This is a genomic window from Actinomycetospora sp. (assembly GCF_055612215.1).
Map to the genome: position 1 here is coordinate 1 of NZ_JBVPVA010000065.1, position 1,905 is coordinate 1,905.

Consider the following 1,905-nt stretch of genomic DNA (forward strand, 5'->3'; position numbering starts at 1 on the left):
GTCGACCACCCGCTCCTTCATGGGGATGAGGGAGTTGTCGGTGATCTTGATGTGCTCCGGGCACACCTCGGTGCAGCACTTGGTGATGTTGCAGTACCCCAGGCCGTGCTCCTCCTGGGCGTCCTCCTTGCGGTTGCGGACGTCGAGCGGGTGCATGTCGAGCTCGGCGACGCGCATCAGGTAGCGCGGGCCGGCGAACTCGGCCTTGTTCTCCTCGTGGTCACGCACCACGTGGCAGGTGTTCTGGCACAGGTAGCACTCGATGCACTTGCGGAACTCCTGCGGGCGCTCCACGTCGATCTGCGACATCCGGTACTCGCCCGGCGCCAGGTTCTCCGGCGGCGCGAACGACGCGATCTCGCGCGCCTTGACGTAGTTGAAGTCCACGTCGGTGACGAGGTCGCGGATCACCGGGAACGTGCGGAGCGGCGTCACCGTGACGACCTCGTCCTCGGTGAACGTCGACATCCGCGTCATGCACATCAGCCGCGGACGGCCGTTGATCTCGGCGCTGCACGACCCGCACTTGCCGGCCTTGCAGTTCCACCGCACGGCCATGTCGCCGGCCTGGGTGGCCTGCAGCCGGTGGATGATGTCGAGGACGACCTCGCCCTCGTTGACGTCCACGCGGTAGTCCTGCAGGTCACCGCCCGTGTCGTCGCCTCGCCACACCTTGAAGTGCGCCTGGTAGCCCACGGTCTAGGTCCCCTGTCCCTGTGCCTGCTGCTCGTCACCGAGGCCGCCCTCGGTCTGGTCGGCGCGCTGCCCCCGGGGTGCGTCCGAGCGGTGCCCGCCCAGCTCGTCGCCGGTGTAGTACTTCTTGAGCTCGTCGAGCTCGAAGAGGTCGAACAGGTCCTCGCGCATCGCCGGCTGGCCCTGGTGCTCGAGCACCACCTCGTCGTCGTGCAGCGTCAGCACCAGCAGCTCGCGGCGCCACTCCTCGTTCATCGTCGGGAAGTCGTCACGGGTGTGCCCGCCACGGCTCTCCTCCCGCTCGAGGGCCGCCATCGCGATGCACTGGCTGACCAGCAGCATGTTGCGCAGGTCCATGGCCAGGTGCCAGCCCGGGTTGTAGGACCGGCGCCCGTCCACCGCCACCCGCGGGACCCGGGCCTTGAGCTCGTCGAGCTTCTTGAGGGCCAGCTCCATCTCGTCGGCCTTGCGGATGATGCCGACGAGGTCGTTCATCGTCTGCTGCAGTTCCTGGTGCACGGTGTAGGCGTTCTCGCCGCCGGAGTTGCGGATCGGCCGCTCGACGTCGTCGCGGGCCGACTCCAGCGCCGCGTCGGACACCGACGGCACGGAGCCGAGCGCGTCGAGGTACGCGGCCGCCCCGGCCCCGGCCCGGCACCCGAACACGAGCAGGTCCGACAGCGAGTTGCCGCCGAGCCGGTTGGAGCCGTGCATGCCGCCGGCCACCTCGCCGGCGGCGAACAGGCCGGGGACCGCCGACGCCGCGGTGTCGGGGTCGACCTCCACCCCGCCCATCACGTAGTGGCAGGTCGGCCCGACCTCCATCGGACCGGCGGTGATGTCGACGTCGGCCAGTTCCTTGAACTGGTGGTACATCGACGGCAGCCGCTTGCGGATCGTCTCGGCCGGCATGCGGCTCGAGACGTCGAGGAACACCCCGCCCGCGGGCGAGCCGCGCCCCTCCTTGACCTCGTTGTTGATCGCGCGCGCGACCTCGTCACGGGGCAGGAGCTCGGGCGGGCGCCGGTTGTTGTCGGCGTCGGTGTACCAGCGGTCGCCCTCGTCCTCGCTGGTCGCGTACTGCTCCCGGAAGACCTCGGGGATGTAGTTGAACATGAAGCGCTCGCCCTCGGAGTTCTTGAGGACGCCGCCGTCGCCGCGGACCGACTCCGTGACGAGGATGCCCTTGACGCTGGGCGGCCAGACCATCCC

Annotated in this window: 2 protein-coding genes; both read right to left on the bottom strand. The window is 69.4% G+C overall.

Annotated elements, in window-relative coordinates; genetic code table 11:
* Window positions 1-696, bottom strand: a 696-nt coding sequence (locus AC0CYZ_RS01420; RefSeq protein ID WP_472211454.1) for a succinate dehydrogenase/fumarate reductase iron-sulfur subunit, incomplete at its 3' end; no start/stop codon positions are given.
* A 3-nt stretch (window positions 697-699) separates the two neighbouring features.
* On the bottom strand, window positions 700-1,905 hold a 1,206-nt coding region (locus AC0CYZ_RS01425), incomplete at its 5' end, for an FAD-binding protein (RefSeq protein ID WP_472211457.1).